At 41.7% G+C, this 19,226-nt stretch carries 15 protein-coding genes; 9 read left to right on the top strand and 6 right to left on the bottom strand.

Annotation, left to right across the window (positions count from 1 at the left end):
- The first annotated feature begins 124 nt into the window (after window positions 1-124).
- The 3 genes from KUL10_RS12345 (at window position 125) to KUL10_RS12335 (ending at window position 5,459) form a co-directional block, all read left to right on the top strand.
- Window positions 125-1,003 (top strand): hypothetical protein, encoded by an 879-nt coding sequence (locus KUL10_RS12345; protein ID WP_146216782.1) that lies wholly within the window; start codon window positions 125-127, stop codon window positions 1,001-1,003.
- Window positions 1,004-1,212: 209 nt separating this feature from the next.
- Window positions 1,213-4,560 carry an amidohydrolase family protein gene (locus tag KUL10_RS12340; protein ID WP_110429234.1) on the top strand — a complete coding sequence of 1,116 codons (3,348 nt, stop codon included), beginning with the start codon at window positions 1,213-1,215 and terminating at the stop codon, window positions 4,558-4,560.
- Between the two features lie 197 nt (window positions 4,561-4,757).
- Complete coding sequence (locus KUL10_RS12335; RefSeq protein WP_110429233.1) at window positions 4,758-5,459, top strand: cupin domain-containing protein; 702 nt, start codon at window positions 4,758-4,760, stop codon at window positions 5,457-5,459.
- On the opposite strand, the gene KUL10_RS12330 is transcribed toward KUL10_RS12335, so the two are convergent.
- A complete protein-coding gene (locus KUL10_RS12330; RefSeq protein ID WP_110429232.1) occupies window positions 5,437-5,979 on the bottom strand; it encodes a TetR/AcrR family transcriptional regulator in 543 nt (180 codons plus the stop codon). The genes KUL10_RS12335 and KUL10_RS12330 overlap by 23 nt on opposite strands.
- 205 nt (window positions 5,980-6,184) lie before the next feature.
- Here KUL10_RS12330 and KUL10_RS12325 point away from each other — a divergent pair, with 205 nt between their 5' ends.
- From KUL10_RS12325 to KUL10_RS12310, 4 genes are all read left to right on the top strand, one after another.
- A complete protein-coding gene (locus KUL10_RS12325) occupies window positions 6,185-6,562 on the top strand; it encodes a VOC family protein (RefSeq protein ID WP_110429231.1) in 378 nt (125 codons plus the stop codon).
- A gap of 273 nt (window positions 6,563-6,835) precedes the next feature.
- Window positions 6,836-8,095, top strand: coding sequence for an HlyD family secretion protein (locus KUL10_RS12320; RefSeq protein ID WP_110429230.1), 1,260 nt, complete (start codon window positions 6,836-6,838; stop codon window positions 8,093-8,095).
- Window position 8,096: 1 nt separating this feature from the next.
- Window positions 8,097-10,250, top strand: a complete 2,154-nt coding sequence (locus KUL10_RS12315) for a peptidase domain-containing ABC transporter (protein WP_110429229.1) — start codon at window positions 8,097-8,099, stop codon at window positions 10,248-10,250.
- Window positions 10,251-10,278: 28 nt separating this feature from the next.
- Window positions 10,279-10,533 carry a response regulator transcription factor gene (locus tag KUL10_RS12310; RefSeq protein WP_110429228.1) on the top strand — a complete coding sequence of 85 codons (255 nt, stop codon included), beginning with the start codon at window positions 10,279-10,281 and terminating at the stop codon, window positions 10,531-10,533.
- Window positions 10,534-10,624: 91 nt separating this feature from the next.
- Here the strand turns inward: KUL10_RS12310 and KUL10_RS12305 are convergent, their stop codons facing one another.
- From KUL10_RS12305 to KUL10_RS18640, 4 genes are read right to left on the bottom strand one after another with little or no spacing between them, the layout of a single operon-like run.
- Window positions 10,625-10,765: a DUF2780 domain-containing protein gene (locus KUL10_RS12305; RefSeq protein WP_255417694.1), complete on the bottom strand. Its 141-nt coding sequence runs from the start codon at window positions 10,763-10,765 to the stop codon at window positions 10,625-10,627.
- Window positions 10,762-14,532, bottom strand: coding sequence for a translocation/assembly module TamB domain-containing protein (locus KUL10_RS12300; RefSeq protein WP_110429226.1), 3,771 nt, complete (start codon window positions 14,530-14,532; stop codon window positions 10,762-10,764). The genes KUL10_RS12305 and KUL10_RS12300 overlap by 4 nt, the downstream gene beginning before the upstream one ends.
- Window positions 14,529-15,212, bottom strand: coding sequence for an autotransporter assembly complex family protein (locus tag KUL10_RS12295; protein WP_158525381.1), 684 nt, complete (start codon window positions 15,210-15,212; stop codon window positions 14,529-14,531). The genes KUL10_RS12300 and KUL10_RS12295 overlap by 4 nt, the downstream gene beginning before the upstream one ends.
- Window positions 15,107-16,294, bottom strand: coding sequence for an autotransporter assembly complex family protein (locus KUL10_RS18640; protein WP_158525380.1), 1,188 nt, complete (start codon window positions 16,292-16,294; stop codon window positions 15,107-15,109). The genes KUL10_RS12295 and KUL10_RS18640 overlap by 106 nt, the downstream gene beginning before the upstream one ends.
- Before the next feature lie 287 nt (window positions 16,295-16,581).
- On the opposite strand from KUL10_RS18640, the gene KUL10_RS12290 reads away from it, so the two are divergent.
- On the top strand, window positions 16,582-16,782 hold the full coding sequence (locus tag KUL10_RS12290) for a hypothetical protein (RefSeq protein ID WP_110429224.1): 201 nt from the start codon (window positions 16,582-16,584) through the stop codon (window positions 16,780-16,782).
- Between the two features lie 108 nt (window positions 16,783-16,890).
- Window positions 16,891-17,823 carry a RimK family alpha-L-glutamate ligase gene (locus tag KUL10_RS12285; RefSeq protein WP_110429223.1) on the top strand — a complete coding sequence of 311 codons (933 nt, stop codon included), beginning with the start codon at window positions 16,891-16,893 and terminating at the stop codon, window positions 17,821-17,823.
- 52 nt (window positions 17,824-17,875) lie between these two features.
- On the opposite strand, the gene hslU is transcribed toward KUL10_RS12285, so the two are convergent.
- Complete coding sequence (gene hslU / locus KUL10_RS12280; RefSeq protein WP_110429222.1) at window positions 17,876-19,204, bottom strand: HslU--HslV peptidase ATPase subunit; 1,329 nt, start codon at window positions 19,202-19,204, stop codon at window positions 17,876-17,878.
- Window positions 19,205-19,226 lie beyond the last annotated feature (22 nt).

Genomic DNA, 19,226 nt, shown 5'->3' with positions numbered 1-19,226 from the left:
CTACCGATAACCATTAACAACAATCATTTATCTATAATCGACGTTAACTATGCGTTTGCTAAAAGCAACTTTCTATTGCTGCATACTGTATTGCTCATTGACTAACCCCTCGATTGCAAAACAGATGTATTTTTCTCAGCAATCACTGCAAGATAGTCGTCTTTTTAGTTATAAATGGGAAGATAGCAATCAAGATTCGCAAAGTCTTCAATTTGTTCTCAAGAACAATGTCATTCAGGAGATGCCGAGTACTGGTGCTGCTTATCGTCCTCAATTAGCACAACGGGCTATTAAATCTGGTTTACTTACCTATGCAAAAACAGTGGACCCAAGAATTGCCAAGATAGATATCAAGCAGCAGGGGGCGCAAATCAATATTAGTGTAACAGCCAGTAAATCCGGCCTTGCGCAAGAAATAACTGAAAAACTCAGTCACCTGCAAAAGCAAATTCAACAAGATTATTTGGAAAGTAATTTTTATTTGACGTTCAAAAACCACTATGGCCAAGATACGATCAAACATGACCATGGACGATATGCGCAATTATCTATCGAAGGTGCGAAAGTCATTGCGCAAACCATCAAACAAAGCATAGAGAACCCCAGCGATTTTCGTGGTTTCGTTAACTTTACCTTAAGTTGGATTCAAAGCATTCCATACAACACATTGGAAGATAGAGTTTCTTCAAATGGCGCTGGTTTTGCTTCCCCGCGCGAACTAATAATATCTAACAGAGGAGACTGTGATAGTAAGTCGACATTAATGGCCAGTATTATAAAAGCCTACGCACCTAATGCAGAAGTACGGATGATATTTTTACCTCGACACGCTTTATTAGGAATCAAGATGAAGCCAGGCAAAGAAGATAAAACAATAAAAATAGGTAAAAGAGAATTTGTACTATTAGAACCCACTGGTCCAGCGCTTTACGAGCTAGGAAAAATTGCGCCATCTTCTAATAATGCTATTCGCAACAGACAATACACGACTGAAGTAATGTAAACAAAATAACGCCTCTCAAAAGCAGGGCTGCGCTTGCACCGGAGTAAATTAGCCATTATCGTAGGGTGCACTTGACTATCATACTCTATTCAACTTAGTGAATAACGGTGTCCTTTATGGACGCCTAGTCAACAAATACCCCATGGCGAAGCATTCGCCATGCGTGATAATAACTGAACAAAATCAGTCTTAAAATAAGAAGAAACCTAATGACAACAAGTATCCGAAAACTCTCGCGGATAATAACCAGCGCGTTTATCGTTGGTTCATTATTCAGCCATTCAACGCTTACCTTAGCAAATGATGAGCAGCCCCCCACAAAAGAAACAAAGCCATATGAGGAATGGGATGTATTGAACCCGCCTTTTGACCTCAAGACGGTATCTATCGAGACAGACCAAACTACATGGTCTAGCCTTGATATCACGCCTAACGGTAAGCAATTTGTATTTGATATGTTAGGGGATATATTTATCGCCAGCACTAATGGCGGTGAAGCAACTGCATTAACACAAGACTTTGCTTGGAACATTCATCCTGCGGTGAGCCCCAACGGCAAAGAAGTAGCTTTTATTTCTGATAGAGACGGTCTTTCAAATGTTTGGGTGATGAATATCGATGGCACAAATCTTCGCCAAATCACCAAAGAAAAGAAGTATTTAATACACGCGCCAAAATGGTCTCCCGATGGTGAATACTTGCTAGTAACGAAAGGCATTATGTCTAGCCGAAGCATTCCAGCAGGTGAGATTTGGATGTACCATAAAAGCGGCGGCGACGGGCTAGCGATAAAAGAGCGTGTGCACGGTAAACGCGACCAAAACAATATAGCCGATCCTATTTTTTCTGCTGACGGAAAATACATCTATTACACCCAAGACATCACAGGTACTTCAAGATTTAGCTATAACCGCGATCCGCTTAAACAAATCTTCGCAATCACGCGCTTTGATCGCGAAAATGGTGAAGAAGAAAGATACATTTCAGGCACAGGCGGCGCAGTTGTGCCCACCCCTTCCCCAGACGGACAGCACATTGCGTTTATCAGACGCGTGAAAGAAAACACGGGACTGTTCTTAAAAGATGTAAAAACAGGTGATGAAACGGCATTGTTTTTAGGGCTTGAACGAGACATGCAAGAAGGTTTCGGTACCGAAGGATACTTTGCTTACTTTGATTGGACACCTGACTCAAAACAAATCATGTTCTGGACTGGCGGTAAGTTTCATAAAATTGATGTTGATTCAAAAGATATAAGCACGATTGATGTCAGTGTTAAAACTGAAATGAAATACGCTGATGCTTTGCGCTTTCCTGTTGATGTATCGCCTGACGAGTTTGATGTAAAAGCCATTCGGTGGGCACAAAAATCACCAAACGGTAAGCAAATTTTGTTTCAGGCACTTGGCAAACTGTATGTAAAAGACATCAAATCAGGTAAATCAAAGCGCCTGACGAAACAAAATGACCACGATGAATACTATCCGCGTTATTCGAATGACGGCAAAAAAATAGTTTACACCACATGGAATGATCAAACGTTAGGTGACATTCGCGTGATCTCGGCTCGTGGTGGCAAAGGAAAAATAGTCAGTACCAGCAAAGGTCATTATATTGAACCTAGTTTTTCTTCTGATGCTGAGCTAATCGCCTATCGCAAATTTACGGGCGGCTACTTGCTCGACCCAACTAACTCTGTTGAGCCGGGTTTATACGTGCTTGACCTTGATGAAAAGCAAACAACGCGTGTTGCAAAATCTGGTTTTGAACCGCATTTTAGCGGCGATAACACACGTGTCTACTTTACCGAATCAGTCAGTGGTAAGCCCTACCCTGAAACGCAGTTTTCTTCTGTAAACTTGCGAGGCGAAGATAAACGCACACATCTGTATGGCGGCGATAAAGTCAGCGAGTACAGACTTTCTCACGATAAAAAATGGGTCGCTTTTGTTCACCAATACAATACCTTCGTCGCACCGTTTGTTGATAACGGCAAGCAGATAAATATCGGCCCGAAAATGAGTTCACTCCCCGTAAAACAGCTGTCAGCACGCGCGGGTAACTACATGACATGGTCTGCCGAAAATAATTCAGTTGGTTGGTCACATGGCCCAAGATACTTCGAAAGAAGCCTTGATGAAGCATTCGCGTTTTTAGCGGATACAGATGCTGAATTACCTGAACCAACAAACACGGGGATTGATTTAAGCTTTAAGCAAAAATCAGATAAACCTGATCACTTCTTAGCAATCACAGGCGGAAAAGTGGTCACCATGCGCGATGCCGACAACACACAAGAAGTCATCGAAAACGGCGTAGTGATTGTCAAAAACAACCGCATTGAAGCGGTCGGTAAAGCAGGTGAAATCGAAATTCCAAGTGATGCAACAAACATTGATGCAAGCGGTAAAACGATTATCCCTGGGCTAATTGATACTCATGCTCACGGAGCACAAGGTAGAAGCGAGATTATTCCTCAACAAAATTGGAGCCAATACTCAAACCTAGCCTTTGGTGTGACCACAATCCATGATCCCTCTAACGACACGACTGAAATCATGGCGGCTGGCGAACTTCAAAAAGCAGGTAAGCGCGTTGCTCCTCGTATTTATTCAACCGGTACAATTTTATACGGTGCTGAGGCATTGGGTTATAAAGCGATCATTAATGACTATGATGATGCCTACTACCATGTTCAACGTTTAAAAGACCTTGGTGCAATTTCTGTTAAAAGTTACAACCAACCAAGACGTGATCAAAGACAGCAAGTTCTACTAGCGGCGAAAAAACAAGAAATGATGGTAGTGCCAGAAGGCGGCGGTAAATTCCAACAAAACATTTCGATGTTGGTCGATGGCCATACGGGGTTAGAGCATAGCTTACCGATCGAAAGAGGCTACGACGATTTAACGCAATTATGGAAAGCCACGAAGTTTGGCTATACCCCAACATTTGTGGTGTCTTATGGTGGCCTAATGGGCGAAGAGTATTTTTATGACCGTACTGAAGTCTGGAAAAACGAACGGCTCATGCGTTATACCCCACACTTTATTGTCGACCGTCGTTCAATAAGACGTCCTACCGCACCTGATGAACAATACAACCACGTTGCAGTGGCCGAGTATGCAAAAGAACTCAGAGACAATGGTGTTGGTGTGCATATTGGTGCCCACGGTCAGCGCGAAGGCCTGGCCGCACACTGGGAACTATGGATCATGCATCAAGGTGGCTTTAGTGCATTTGAAGCTCTTCGCGGCGGCACTATCGACGGCGCACGTCACTTAGGCATGGACAAAGACCTAGGCAGTATTGAAGTCGGTAAACTAGCTGACATGGTGATTATTGATGGTGATGTGTTAAGCGATATTAAACGCAGTGAGTACGTCAGCCATACTATTATCAATGGACGCGTCTTTGAAGCAGCGACGATGAACGAAGTTGGCAGCAAAGATAAACGTCATCCGTTCTTCTTTGAAAGCGATAACAAACAATTTATGCCTGAGCAAACCAAGCAAGAAATGGAAGCGAAAGCGCATATGTATCATTGGGTGCATTAATCAAACAGTGATTATCACAAGGGCGTATTTTAATACGCCCTTTTTTGTTACCGTTTTCTAGTCAAAATAGCGTTCAAGCGACATACGCAATTAGCAATAGTATCTAGTTCCAGAAATGACATTTGACTTTTCCCCCTACCTAACCAATAATATTACCTATCAGTAGGTAGGTAATATTATGTTATGGCGAAACTAAAATGAAAATTAATTCAGACTTTGATAAACGTGTGATTGTACATAGTGCAGATTTGGATTGGGTATCTTCACCCATGCAAGGAGTCGACCGCAGACCGTTAGACAGAGTGGGTGACGAAGTTGCCAGAGCAACCACTATTGTGAGGTATGCTCCAGGGAGCACTTTTTCTTCGCATGTTCACACCGGTGGTGAAGAATTCGTGGTGATCGAAGGCGTATTTCAGGATGAGCACGGCGATTTCCCGACAGGCTCCTACATACGTAACCCCCCCGGCTCCAGCCACACGCCACGCTCAGATAATGGTTGTGTTATTTTGGTTAAACTTTGGCAATTTGAGCCTGATGACTCTACTCATGTTCGCTTGCGCACGGATCGTATGTTTTCTGTCCCTCTTAAAGATTGGCTGGGAGTATCGATCACACCATTGTACAAAGATGCGATAGAACAAGTATCCATGATAGATTTAGAGGCCGATGCAGTGCTCTCCATGGACGTACCGAACGGGGCAGAATTATATGTTATGGAAGGTGAAATAGAAGAATCAGGTGATGCATTGAGGCAGTCTAGCTGGTTAAGACAACCTATTGATCACCGCATCGAGATGAAAGCCGGAAAAAATGGAGCTCGCGTATGGTGCAAAACCGGCCATATCAGAGAGGTTGAAGCGCAAATTCAACGCGTTAAAAAGCATTCGTTTGGCTAAGAGCAGATTCAAAAACAGATTGATCATCGAGTGTTTTGCTAATCATCAATGCTCCTTCCAAGAGTGATAAGGTATGAATCGCCTTATCAGCTGCTTCTTTATTATTGACGGCACCATTGACGATATGAGCCTGAGTCAACCAATTAATATTGCGCTCAAAAAATCGTTTTGTTTCTGTTTTAACCTTATCCGGTAATCCATCAATTTCTGCACCTAATAAGCCACAAAGACACATCTTTTGATCTTTAATTAAAGCCGTTTTGAATTTTTCCACATAAGCCTTGACCGGATCTATAGCATTTTGGTGCAAGATTTTAGGATCGCCCAACGACTCAAGAAAACTTTCAGTATAATTTTTGGCTAACTCCGCCCCTAAATCGGCCTTAGTTGGAAAGTGGTAGTGTACGCTAGCACTCTTTATTCCAATTTCATCGGCTAACTCTCGAAAACTAAAGTTATTGTATCCGCCGATACGCACTTTTTGCTCAGCAATCTGCAAGAGCGCTAACTTTTTAGACATTTTTGTACCTCTTCCGCTAAAACTTTCGACTCACTAGTTTGGATTACTCGGCAAGCCTATCTACCTATAGATACCTGAGCTCAGAATATATAGCTCCCTTGAATTTGTAAATGTAAAAGAGATAAATACAATTTGACTACCTATCGATAGGTAGATAATATTACCAATAATTGGCTCACAATAAGTTAAACAATGAGGAAATACGATGATTGGCTATTCAACGATTGGTACAAAAAATTTAGACAAAGCGGTTACTTTTTATGATGGACTACTTGCCTTAGTTGGGGGCAAGCAGCTTATGGCGCTAGATAGGATAAAGTTTTATGGCACTGAGAATGGTGGTGCAATGCTTGCTGTTTGTATTCCAGCTAATGAAGGGGAACAAACCTGCGGAAACGGTCAAATGATTGCTATCCCAGGAGGTTCAGCAGAAGGAGCAGCCACTTTATATAAAAAGGCTATTGAATTAGGTGCGAGTGATGCAGGTGAGCCAGGGCAGCGCTTTCCATTTTTTTATGGGGCATATGTATACGATTTAGATGGCAACAAATTATGCTTTTACCACATGACACCAGATACCTAATCAGTTCACCGTAGATATCTATTGAGTTTTTATCCTAACTCAGTTTATGACTTGGAAAGAATAAGCATTCTTTCCGGTCTTTAACAACTTCAAGACCAGCTGACCTTCGGTTCCTGACAAAAAGTACTTTTCTATTTCAACACCTTTCATTTTGTCTCATACAGAAAACCCAGTGTCTCATATAGAAAAGACTCATTTTCATTCCAACACTAGTCTGGATGCATAACTTGAGTGCTGTCATCTCAGCACTTAGCTTTGACAAAAGGATGAAATGTGCAGAGACAACAAACACTGTATCGCAAGGAAGCGATTGACTACCAATCAAGCGATAAACTTGGCACCGCTATTTTGTTACCTAAGCGACAACACATATTGGTGAGCCTAGCACTTTTTTCAATGTTTGGCGCGGGCATGGTTGCACTCGCCAATAGTTCATTTGCCAATAAAGTTAAAGTAAAGGGCTGGATAATCAGCCCAGAAGGTATCCACAGTGTTAATCACTTTGAAGCCAGTGGTTTAGTGTCTGAAGTACTAGTAAAAGACGGTGAGCTAGTTGAGAAAAATCAAGCCCTACTAAAAATCAAACGCACCCAAGCTTTTATGCAAGGAGACGAGCTTCTTCAACAAAACAGAATAACGCTTGAAGCTAGGATAAAAAATGTGGGAATGCTGTTGGCCCGACATGAAGCCAAGACAATAAACGATATTGTTCATCAAAACGCGCATCTAAAGCGATTGTTGAGTGCTGAGGATTTATTGAGAGAGCAACATACTTTACTAACTGAGCAAATTAAAGTAATGAGCCAACAATCCACTAATTATTCAGCACTAGTAAGTGACCGGCTATTAACTCAACAAACGCTCGATACTCACATGCAAAAGCTCGCTGAAATGGAAATGCGCGAGCGTCAAATACAAGTTGAGCTATTAACAACTGCGCAAAACATCAATGCTGTTGAGCAAACCATTGCCCAACTAGAACACACACAAAATAACTTCGAACTTGAACAACAAGCAACGATAAACAACTTAAAACTAGAATTAGCTTCACACTCTCAAAACAATGAATATACCGTTTATGCGCCAAAAGCAGGTAAAGTAAGCGCGTTACAGGTTTACCAAGGAAGTGATTTAAGTAAACACAAAACGCTTTTAAAGATATTGGGCGAGCGCCAGCAGCATCGGGCCAAGCTGTATATTCCATCTGCTTCAATTGGTTTAATCGAACACGATCAAACTGTCACTATTAGGCTAGATGCCTTTCCATACCAACAATACGGCGCGATTGAAGGCCAACTGACTCAAGTCAGCCAAAGCGTATTAATGCCCGATGAGTTACCGGCTAATCCCTTAGGTTATCAACAACCTGTATTTGAAGCCCTTGTCCAACTAAAACAGACCGGCATCAAAGTTGATGGCAGGTCAGTGGGGTTTAAGCACGGCATGACCTTTGAAGCCAGTGTCAAACTAGATGACCGAAACATCATCGAATGGTTGCTCGCTCCGATTTATCGCCTAAAGGGAGCGCTTTGATATGTCATTAGCATCTCTCAATTTTTCGTGGCGCAGGCGAGTCAAATTGGTATTACAAGCCGAAAGCAGTGAGTGTGGATTAGCTTGTTTAACCATGATTGCCAATTTTCATGGTGATGAAAGAAGCCTTGATGAAATCCGCAAGCAGCTGAAACTCAGTAACGACGGGGTGAACTTAAAGCAATTAATGAAACAAGCGCTGGAGATCGGCCTGAGTTCTAGAGCCTTAAAACTCGACATGGATGAACTGAATAAACTCAGCCTTCCTGCCATTATTCATTGGGATTTTAACCACTTTGTTGTATTGACTAGCGTTACGAAAGTTCAAGTGACTATCATCGACCCAGCAATGGGCAAGCGGGATATCGCTTTTGAAGAGCTAAGTAAACACTTTACGGGGATCGCCCTTGAACTGTCACCTAGCCCCGCTTTTGAGAAAATAAAAGCCAGTGAAAAACTGTCCTTATCGCATTTCATCCGAAACGTCACAGGACTAAAACGACACCTCTTATTATTGTTGGGTTTGTCGATTCTATTGCAGGCAAGCTTAATCGCAGGTCCATTTTACATGCAATCGGTCATTGACCTAGTTGTGGTGGACAATGACAAAGCATTGCTAAAAGTCTTAGCCTTAGGCTTTGGATTACTGCTCATATTTGAAATTATCACGCAATATATGCGAGAAAAGATCGGCTTGCACTTTGCCAGTCGATTAAACTTAACACTCTCGTCTGGTGTGTTTGAACATCTGCTTAAACTGCCTACCGCTTACTTTAACCAACGCCACATGGGCGATATTGTCAGTCGTTTTACCTCCTTACAAAGTGTTCGTGAGTTAATTACGTCTGGTATCGTCACCGCATTTATAGATGGTTTGATGGCAATCGTCACGCTGATCGTCATGGCGCTTTACTCAATCAAACTCACATTGATAGTGATTGCAGTTGTGCTTGCCTATGCGCTGATTAGATGGATTTGCTTTACCCCCATGCAACGCCTGAGTAAAGAATCTATTCAGCTATATGCAAATGAAAATGCTTACTTTATGCAGACAGTCAGAGCGATTAAAACCGTTAAACTCAGCGCGAAAGAAGCGCATAGCAGTGCAAAATGGAGTAATCGCTTAACGCTCGCGTTAAACAAAGATATTCGTATCGCTGCTTGGACGATCAATCTCAACTCTGTAAACAAAGCGCTATTTGGTATTGAAAATCTGGTAGTGGTGTTTATCGCGGCACTCTTGGTATTGGACAATGCTCTGACAGTAGGCATGCTGTTTGCGTTTATGAGTTACAAGTCTCGCTTTATCGGAGCATGCGATGGGCTCATCAATATGTTCATACAATTTAAAATGCTAGATGTGCACCTGTCGCGCCTTTCAGATATTGTTAAAACAGCGCCAGAGTTCTCAAGTGAAGAAAAAGTCGCCGAAGACTATTCAAATATTGTCCCCATTCATGCCAATGAACCGCTACTCAAGGTTGAAAACCTAAGCTTCGCATACTCAAGTGAGGCAGCCAATGTATTAGATGAAGTTTCGTTTAGCATTGAACCTGGACAGAGTATTGCATTAGTTGGCAAAAGTGGCTGTGGCAAAAGCACACTGATGCAATGCCTATTAGGGCTTATTCAGCCAAATAGTGGTCAGGTCGCATATTCTGGGCACAGCCTTAAACCGCATAATCGACATACTCACGGCATCGCCGCAGTGCTGCAAGAAGACCAGTTACTCAATGGCAGTATTCTAGAAAACATCAGTGATTTTGACGAAAAGGTCAATATCGAACAAGTCGTCAAAATGGCGCACATAGCTTGTCTTCACGACGATATTATGCAAATGACCATGCAATACGAATCACTAATAGGTGATATGGGGGACAGCTTAAGCGGAGGTCAACGTCAGCGTTTATTACTTGCTCGCGCCCTCTATAAGCAACCCAAGGTTCTCATGCTCGATGAAGCAACAAGTCATTTAGACAGCCCGACAGAGATCCGTATCAACGAGCATTTAAAACAACTTCAAATCAGCAAAATTATTATTGCCCACCGACAAGAGAGTATTCGTCTGGCGGACAAGGTAATCGAAATTAAGCAAGGTAAAGCAATAGAGGTTACCGGCACTTATTTCACTCAACAGCAGGTACAACAACACTAACCACAATACTAAAAGGATGTATTAATATATGGATTTTAAATTAAATTTATTATCAAAACGTGAACAGCAAATTGCTATGAAAATTATCGAGGGATTACCTAATAAACTAATCGCAAACGAATTGTTTATTAGTGAAAGAACCGTGAAATTTCACTGCGCAAATATTTATCGCAAACTGAACTTGCGAAACAGGCATATGCTCATTGCTTGGTACTTTAAAGGGAAATACGAAGCTAGCCCAATGGTCGCTGAGCCAGTAAAAGAGTTTGAGCACCAGTGTTAGGTAGCTAAAAAATACTATGTACAAAAAAAGAAATGGGATGGCGCTTGTATTCGGATTCATCCCATTCATTTATTTTTGGTGCTTTGAGAAACTAAAGACTTAAATTACCAAAAGCCTGTTCAAGCATTTCTTTTGCAGACTGTCCTTCGGGTGTATCTAAATATGCTTTAGCTTGCTCGACATATTGTAAAATCATGTCAGTATCTAAACCAAGCGCATCAAATGGCTTTATTGCCGCTCAATTTCGTAGTACAAATCCAGTGCGTTTTGCATACCGCTGACTGCTTCTAAGTATACATCAGGGAGCAAGTCATAACGTAATTTGATTTCGCTGACCGAATCAAATACACCCAAGCCGTATGAGATTTGAATTTTATCTGACAAGCGACCACTTATTTGCACTTGGGTGTCTTCGCCGACGCCAGCGGCTTGTAAGTTGAGGTTATCGACACCCAGTTTACGCCCGAGTCGCCCGATGCCATTTTCACTTCGACCGACGCCAAAACTCACCAATGTGTTGACCAGTTGAGTATTTGCGTCTTGTGACTCACCAGGTTTATCAAAGTCTTGCCCAGTCAACAAATAGGATAACTGCTTAACTTGATCCATTTCAGGCTCTGAAAACAGTGCGACACTGGGGTTGATACTGGTGCCGGTGACACTAATACCCGCCACCACATCATCTGCAGTATACAAGGGGTTTCTAACCGCTCGTATATCCAAATTGGGGATATCGGGTTGTCCTGTAAAACTAATTTCGCCCTGCTGGATACTTAAAGCCTGACCATACGCTTTATATTCTCCATCTAGCAGATTAACTTTACCGACTAAATTTAAGTCTGAATTTATCATGCGCAGATTCAAGTCACCGTGAAGTGATGTTTTCAGATCAAAGGCTTCTAGTTTGACATCTTTGTTTTTATCACTATCAATCGTGATATTGAGGTTTGCAATCAAGTCTGGCCCAGACGCTAGCGCTACCTCTTCTTGATCGACCACAATGATATCTTTAGATGGGGAAGGCGCACCTTCGGGCAGCGTTTCTATCACGATTTTAGCCATTGGCACATCTATATCCCCAAATAGCTTGATGAGCGATGGAGAAACACTAAATGTTAAATCAGGACTTAAAGTTAGATGATGTTTTTCATATTCAAACTCAAGTCTGTCACCAGATAGTGTGCCATCTAGTAAGAATGCATCGTTAAAATCTACCGAGGCAGTGAGTTTGCCTTTGCCGCCTTTGTTATAAGTACCCAGGTGAAATTCGCCTTGGCTGTCGACTTTCCTACCCTTGAAGTTTATTTCATGTTGCCAATCTGATAATTTGACCGGCATATCCGCTAGTAATAGCTCACCATTTTGTATGCTCATATCGCCAAAAATAGCAGGCTTATCTAAGCTCTCTTTTATTGATAGTTCAGCATTGATTATCCCGTTTACTCGCTCTAATTGTGGAATAAAATTGCTGATTTTGGCTAAGGTAAGATCACTCAAGGTAAGTGAGCCTTGATGCTGACTAAAAGCTGAGGTGTTATCAGCAGGGTGATCAAATATTCGGCCTGCATACGCCAAATTACCGAGGTCGCTACTGGTCATAAGGACTTCGGATGTCAGCCCACCTGACGCTAATTGATTTGTTATTGATAAATTATCTAGCGTCGCCGTTTTCTGATTTTTTGATAACAATATGTTTTGCGCAATTAGGCGATGATTAACGCTTGGCCTTTTACTATCGTTCCAAGTCAGGTCTAAATCACTGTTCAACACGAACTCAGTCGTTGATAGATCTAGGTATTGATTGGCTTGTGCCATTAAATCTGGCTGATTTAACAAGGGTAGTAAAGCCATCACATCTAATTGGGTATCGATTTTTGCAACACCACTTTGACCACTTACCTCCGTCGCTTCTGCACAAAGTGAGATAACTTCGCTTTGTTTCCAACACTTTTTTTCCAAACTAAAAGCTTGGCCTTCAATATCAATTTGAATTGGCGTTACGTCACTACTGACTATGTTTAACGACTCGAAAGAAAGCGAGCTTTGCTGCCAGTTGCCCACCCATTTAGTCGGCAAGCTATCTAGCAGAGTCTCGTTCTGGCCTTGCGGGTAAACAAATTCGCCGACAAAGGATTGTTGCGTTTTCACATCCCCATCAGGTATTGAAATGAGCAAGCTTTGCGTTTTTTCATTTCCATTTAATGAGATACTCATCGTTGGAATATCTATTTCATTAGCATTTAAGCCGCTGACATCCAAACTTAGTTTGCTAGCCCATTTATTGAGTAAATTAACATTACCTTTGGCACCAAGTGATTCAAGCGACACGTTTTCACTTTCAAGCGCGTTAGCAACAAAATCAAAGCTTAATTTAGGTGTTAACAGAGGCGACTCGACTTGTGTATTCAAGTCAATGCTCCCATTTATGTTTGGGACAAAATAATTGATGTCATCAACCTTCACCAAAAGTTTGATGTTTGAAGGCTTATCCGCTGTTAAATGCTTATCAAAGATGTGCCCCGTTCCATTCGCGGAGGCTATGAAATGCTTGGCATTTAGTTCAAAATCATTGGCCTTAATGAGGCCTTCAGCATCGATACTGAAAGCACCTTTAGCAACCACTGCTGCTTGTTTGAATAAAGCGTCGAGCTTGATTTTATCTAGTGTCAGTTGATTCTGTTGCAAACCAATATTGGTGGTGAGTTTATTCAGCTCAAATTCTTTAAGACTAATATTTTTGGTTGATAGGGCTAGCTCATATTGTTCAAGCGACCCCTTTGCGATCATATTTATCTGACTTTCAACTTGTTTGTTGTTAGCAAACGAATTTAAGCTATATGGCAAATCGAAGATGTTGATTTTAAGGTCAAGTGGTAACTGTTTGCTCTCAATATCAACATCGCCTTTGAGTGTGGCAATCACACTATTCGAAGCGCCTTTGCTAGCCTCTAAATCCAAGCGGTTTATATCCATTGAAGCGCTTAAACTGAGCTTGTCGTAACGTTTTGAATCGGCAGAGACTGTCAAACGAGTATCGAAGTTTTCGTCTAAATGGGTCGTCAATACTAGTTTTAAATTAGTCAAATCACTGATGATTTCGCTGCTAATGTTCGGGCTATCATTAGTGGTTTGAACCTCAGTCTGAATAGCACTTAAGCCCAGAGCCATTTCTATTGATTGTTCAAAGTGCTTGGCTTCAAGTTCCACTCCCTGCAAGCACACTTCATCTACATCAACACAGATTGACGTGATGTTGATATTACTTAACTCAAAATGAATAGGTACATAAACGCTAGGTATCCTCAGACCTGGGTATTGATATTCAAGGTTTTTAAGCAGCGCTTTAATCATTGAGGCTGGGTCTTGATCATCTTGCTTAGCACTGGGTGGTTCGGCCGCAGGTGGCGAGTTAATCATCACTAAGTTTTCAAGATTTAATCGGGTAAGAGAAAGTGTTTCATAAAAGCTTAGCGAAACATCAAAGTTATCAATAACGACGCTCGGATCTTCAAGGTTTTGCAAGCGTTTCACTTCTTTGCTATCTAATACTTGCAAAGGAGATTGGTAAACCCTTAGCTTTGAAAACGCTAAATTATCGAGCGAGAAAAGCACTGGGCTTTTGATAAGACTATTAATCGCCTCATTTTTGTCGACCTCTTCTTTTGATGAGGCAATAACCAAATCGATTTGTTTAAAACTTAAATTATCAATACACACTTGCATCGAAAATAAGCATGCAAAAGAGAGCGTCATGTCAACATCGGCTACATCGATAAACGCGCTTTGATCTTTGAAACTTAAACTATCGAGCGCTATGGTTCCCAAAAAACCACCAGACCGATATTCAATATTTAGTGATTCAACTTGATCGTTAGCAATAGAAATTAGAGATTGAGTACCCATTGGCGACAACACGAAACCGATTGCCAACAACACAATCAAGCATAAAGCCAAAAAGGTAAGACCAATCCATTTTGTTAACTTTACAAACACACTCATAAGCCTGGCCCTATGCTGAAATGCACTCGCCAGTTTCTCTCTGTCCCACTGATCCCGCGAGCAAGGTATAAGCGAATCGTGCCAACGGGTGAAAGCCAATGCACGCCTGCGCCAAAACCCTTTGCAATTTCGTCAGCAAATTTTGCGTTTGCACCGCCTGCGTCTGCGAAGATTGCTGCCCGCCATTTATCACTGACAGAATACGCGTATTCGATACTGGCAACGTTTAAATATCGCCCGCCAATCAGCTCAAGTTTGCCATTTTCATTAAGCCTAGTTTGGCCTAACTCATCTAGGCCGAATCCTCGGATACTCTGATCTCCACCAGCAAAAAAGCGCAAAGATGACGGCACTGATTCAAAATCACTTGAGGTCAGCGCACCCACATCAGCTCTTGCGATCCAACGATGTTTGTCAAAGGTTCTAATCCATTTAGTGCTCAGGGTAATCTTTGCCAGATTAATATCAGACAACAACGCATCTGATGCACCTTCAATGGTTGCTAGTTGTCTATCACCATTGGTCACAAAGATATCGTCATTTTTGCGTACGCGATTGAGTGAAAAACCGGGTACTAATAATTCACTTTGTTGCTGCTCAGCAAAGCCTTGCGTGAAGTCTTCGCGCTCGTATTTAATACTGATGACTTTGTTCCAATCGTTTTCTTGCTTAGCACCCAATTGGCGTTGTAGAGCAAGGGTATAAATACGACTTTCGGTTTGGTTTTCACTGATGCGTTTTGCGCCAAATTGAAATTTAAAAAATCATTTAATGGGTTAGCCATTGGCACGGTGTACCCAAGATCGAAGGTCTGCTCCTGTCTTGATAAATACATCGAGCTGCTGACGCTATGACCGCGCAAATTCACCCATGGGCGTTGCCAATTAGTCGTGACCCGTGCCCCAGTGTCAGTTGCGAACCCAACTCCAAATCTAAAAGCATCCTTAGGTTTACTCTTTAGTATCAATTCGATAGGGACTTGAGGCTGATTGTTTACAAAGGTCTTTTTTTCTTTATTTGGCCTAACGATAACACTATCAAAGTATGCCGTTTGACGAACTCGTTGTGTGAACTTGGCTAATTCAGCTTGTGAAAACCAATCGCCAGTTTTGAACTGCTTAACAGATTCAACAAGTTCAGCACCTCGGTCTTCGGCGATGAAGCTTAGTTCACCAAATTGGTAGCGCTTGCCAAATTGAATTTCCCAAATAACAGATGCTTTGGCTTTTTTGGCTTCTACCTGTATTTCATGGTTAACCCAATGGAAGTCAAAATACCCCAAAGAAACCGCTATTGATTGCAAAACAGATTTTTGTGTCTCATAGACATTAGAAACAAGGGGCTTATTGAGTAAGTTACTTTGCGTATTTGACAGCTGATCAATCAACCGTTGAGGTATTGAGATTTTATCCTTAAATTGGCTTGCTAAAGGCTTTTTGAAATCAAAGCCTAGGTCATTTTTGAAGTCAAAATGTTTAATAGTGGCTTGTGGCCCCGCGACTACGTTCAAGTCGATATCATCTGAACGCCACACCGTTAATGAATCTGAAGAATATTCGAAGCGAGGCATAAAATATCCGAATGCGCGAAGCCCTTTGGTTAACGAAGCTTCTAATTCATTCTGATATTTGGTAACGCTGAGTTCGGTAAGGTTTTCATTGTCAGGAAAGCTAATCTGCTTCTTATAAATCTCGAGACTATTCAATAGCTCACCTTCAACGCCTTTGATATGAATATCAGCCCTTACAATGCTATGGCTCATCACAAAGAGGAAAATGCTAAAAAAACGGCAAAAACGAAAAATAAACACTCCTAAATTCATTCGACCCCGCTGTATCAAAGGATAGAAACTTAGCATTTCCACTTGCGCTAGGCTAATGACCAGTTTCATCAAACACAACTTGGGTTATTCTTAATTCATGTGATGCCACATGGATGTTTTAACCAACCAAATACCGTTAACGTCAAGCATCTCATCAAGCGCAGTATTTTAGCATATTAAACACTGCATATAAGTCATTATTGCAAGCTCATTCAAGGAGAAAACGCATGCAAAATCAAAAATTCAAAACACTTACAAACGAACAAGCAACACAAGTCACTGGCGGATGCTTATGGCCAGAAGCCCGTCCTGTTCAAATCGTGCCACCAAGAGAAACGATTACGCCAGACCCGCATAAGAATAAACTACCTGTCGTTATTACACTCGCGCTAGGTGAAGATGGCGGTGATTGGAAACCGTTTATTTAATTGCGAAACTCGATTTAAGCTGTTTTTAGTCTGTTTTAAAAACAGCTTAAATTTTCTGTCTTATCACATAGAAACAACCACTCAAGCCCGTCCCAAAGGAAACAGCTCATGGATAGCCCCATCTTACTGATAGGCAGCTTGCGCTCCGAAAATATTCAGTTACTCGTTAATCACTGCCAGCGAAATCAACAAGCATATATTTGTATGGACGCTCAGGTGTTTTTCGATAACAACGCTATGTTTATAGACAACAAAAACCAGCTTTTGTTAAACGTAGATAATTTTATTTATCCGATAAAACACTTTAAAGGGATTTTTTGGGACAGCATCTCACTTCCGCAAGGCGACAATGTCACTCAATTGAACTTCTCTTCATGGCTTCAAGTGTTTTTTAAACAGCGTCATCCGAATTGGTGTAACTCATGGGATGCATTTCAGTTTCATAAGACCAAGCCTTTGCAATTGGCCTTGGCAAAGCGCTTGGGTGCAAAGGTGCCTGATTCATTTTTTGGCAATGATATTCAAGGTGCCGATGAGTTTTTAAAAGGTCATTCCAAGTGCATTGTAAAACCGATTCACGGTGGTCAACACACCCGTTTAATCGGGCAAAACGATTTAGCTGAAATCGAAAGGGAGTTGCAAAAACAGCCGCTCACTATTCAAGAATATATCGAGGGAACAAATGTTAGAACTTATGTGGTGGGTACTGTTCTTTTTAGCGCAATTGTTGAATCAGATAGTATAGATTTTAGGTTAGACGACACGATAAAACTGATGCCCATTGCGCTTCCTAAACACATTGAAAAACTCGCATTCACGATTATGCAAAGCTTTCATATGCAATGGACTGCGATTGATTGGCGACGAACCACTAGCGGTGAATATGTTTTTTTAGAAGCTAACCCTGCACCGCGTTTTGCTGAATTTGAACGCCTTACCCAATATCCGATAAGTGAGTACCTATTTAAGCTACTGACCAAAACGCCATATCAAGAAACACACAAAAATGCAGAAACAAAAAAGCTACGCGCAATGTCGTAGCTTTTTGTGTCTAACTTCATGTTAAGTAAATACTTACTTTTGTTATTTGGTTTTATAGAATAAAGCGACTCAAGTCTTCGTTATCAGCTAATGCCTCAAGGTGCGCATCGACATAAGCTGCATCAATTTTGATACTGTCGCCCGCGCGATCCGAAGCTTCAAAAGACACATCTTCCATCAATCGTTCCATTACCGTATACAAACGTCTTGCACCGATGTTTTCGGTCTTTTCATTCACCTGCCAAGATACTTCTGCAATGCGGTTAATGCCCGATTCGTCAAAACTAATATCAACGCCTTCAGTTTTCATCAACGCAGTATATTGTTGAGTCAGCGATGCGTTTGGCTCGGTCAGTATCCGAACAAAATCTTCCACTCTAAGCGCGGATAGCTCAACGCGGATCGGCAAGCGACCTTGAAGCTCTGGAATGAGATCAGATGGCTTACTCATCTGAAATGCACCTGAGGTGATAAACAAAATGTGGTCTGTTTTAACCATGCCATGTTTAGTTGATACCGTAGAACCTTCAACTAATGGCAGTAAATCTCGTTGAACGCCCTCTCTAGAGACATCGGCAGATCCCGTTCCTTCGCGCTTACAGATTTTGTCTATTTCATCAATAAACACGATGCCGTTTTGCTCTAAGGACTCAATGGCTTGTTCTTTAAGGTCTTCTTGATTAACGAGTTTTGCAGACTCTTCTTCAACGAGGACTTTAAAGGCATCTTTGATTTTAAGCTTTTTCTTTTTGCTCTTGTCGACACCTAGGTTTTGAAACATGCCTTGAAGCTGGTTAGTCATGTCTTCCATGCCAGGAGGAGCCATGATTTCAACACCCATTTGTGGAAGCGCCACTTCGATTTCAATTTCTTTGTCGTCTAACTGACCTTCGCGCAACTTCTTGCGGAAAACTTGGCGAGTGCCTTTATCTTTGACTTCTTCTGTTTCGCCAAAAGAGTTTTTAGGCGGCGGTAACAAAATATCTAAAATCCGCTCTTCGGCCGCTTCTTCGGCACGATATTTCACTTTTTTTGCGGCTTGCTCTTTAGTCATTTTAACCGCGATATCGGCTAAGTCTCTGATGATCGTTTCGACCTCTTTGCCCACATAACCGACCTCAGTGAATTTTGTGGCCTCAACCTTTATGAACGGAGCATTAGCGAGTTTTGCTAAACGTCGTGCAATCTCTGTCTTACCCACGCCTGTTGGTCCAATCATCAGGATGTTTTTGGGTGTCACTTCCTGCCTTAGTTCAGGCTCAAGTTGCATGCGTCTCCATCGATTTCTTAAAGCAATTGAGACGGCTTTTTTTGCATCACTTTGACCAATTATATGTTTGTCCAAAGCATGCACGATTTCTCTTGGGGTCATTTCAGACATAGTGCTTCCTATCGCTGCAACG

The sequence above is a fragment of the Glaciecola sp. KUL10 genome (assembly GCF_003203515.1).
Classification (GTDB): domain Bacteria; phylum Pseudomonadota; class Gammaproteobacteria; order Enterobacterales; family Alteromonadaceae; genus Glaciecola.
Note: the sequence above shows the minus strand (reverse complement) of the source record. Positions and strands in the feature narration are given on the sequence as shown.